We start from the raw sequence: 1,292 nt of genomic DNA on the forward strand, positions 1-1,292 counted from the left end.
AACGTAGTTACACCAAAGAGTTTAAGATTAAAGCTGTAGAACTTAGCCTACTCAAAGGCACTTTACAACAAGTAGCATTAGAACTGGATATTCCAGCCAAAAACCTTAGCCGTTGGAAACAGGAATACCAAAGCGGGCAATTGCATGGTAACATCAAAGTTAATGAGCCTAAATCTGCTATAGAACAGGAAAACATAGCATTAAGAAAAGCATTGCAGGAAGCAGAATTGGAACGTGACATCTTAAAAAAGGCTCTTGGCATCTTCTCCAAGAAAGACAGGTAAGGTATCGGTTTGTACAAGCACACCGAAAGGTGTTTCCTGTTGGGAAGATGTGCCAGGTATTACAGTTGAGTAAAAGTGGGTATTACAAATGGTTACAGGCAATTCCATGCAAACGGCTGCAACGCAGGGCTATGTTGCTTAAAGCAATAAAAACTGTTTACACTGCCAGCAAGTTCAGGTATGGAAGCCCACGCATCACCAAAGAATTAAACATGAACGGAATAGCTGTATCCAAGGTTTTGGTGGCTAGAATTATGAAGCAACATCATCTAAAAAGCATTGTGAGCAAGCGTTACAAGGTTACTACCGATTCATCGCATCGGTACCCGGTAGTAACCAATGTACTCAACAGAAATTTTACCACCACCAAACCTAATAATGTATGGGTATCAGATATTACCTATGTTAAAACACAACAAGGTTGGCTGTATTTAACCACAGTAATAGACTTATATGATAGAAAGGTTATTGGGTGGGCATTAAGCAATACCATGAAAACAAGACAAACGGTTATAGCGGCATTTAAAATGGCAAAAAACAATAGGCCTTTGCAAGAACAACAACCACTCATCTTTCATTCAGACAGAGGAATACAATATGCCTGTGATGAGTTTGTAACACTATTAAATGCACATCCAAATATTATAAGAAGTATGAGCAGAAAAGGCAATTGTTGGGATAATGCAGTAGCTGAAAGCTTTTTCAAAACACTGAAGACAGAACTGGTGTATCACAACAATTACCAAACAAAACAACAAGCCGAATTATCCATCTTCGAATACATCGAAACATTTTACAACACTAAAAGAAGGCATCAACAACTAAACAATTTAACCATTAAAGAATACCAACAACTATTTTATCACAACCTAAAAAAGGCAGCTTAAACCTCTTAAAAAGTTTGTCCACTTTTTATTTGGAACTCCAATCTGCTATTGCTGCTTTCCGCATTACGCTTTCAGCTTTCTGCCTTTTATATCTATCAATTGAACCTTTAAACTCCAAACT

1 protein-coding gene is annotated in these 1,292 nt (G+C 37.5%); it reads left to right on the forward strand.

Going from position 1 to position 1,292, the window contains the following annotated elements; all coding sequences use genetic code 11:
• Positions 1–1,171, forward strand: a protein-coding gene (locus tag QZ994_RS19920; RefSeq protein ID WP_290877852.1) for an IS3 family transposase whose coding sequence is annotated in 2 segments (ribosomal slippage) — positions 1–240 and positions 240–1,171 — 1,172 coding nt annotated over the 2 segments. Because the reading frame shifts where the segments join, the coding sequence is not laid out codon by codon here. This gene is flagged as partial in the annotation.
• Positions 1,172–1,292: the final 121 nt, after the last annotated feature.

The organism is Aquabacterium sp., from assembly GCF_021768455.1.
Taxonomy (GTDB): domain Bacteria; phylum Pseudomonadota; class Gammaproteobacteria; order Burkholderiales; family Burkholderiaceae_C; genus Aquabacterium.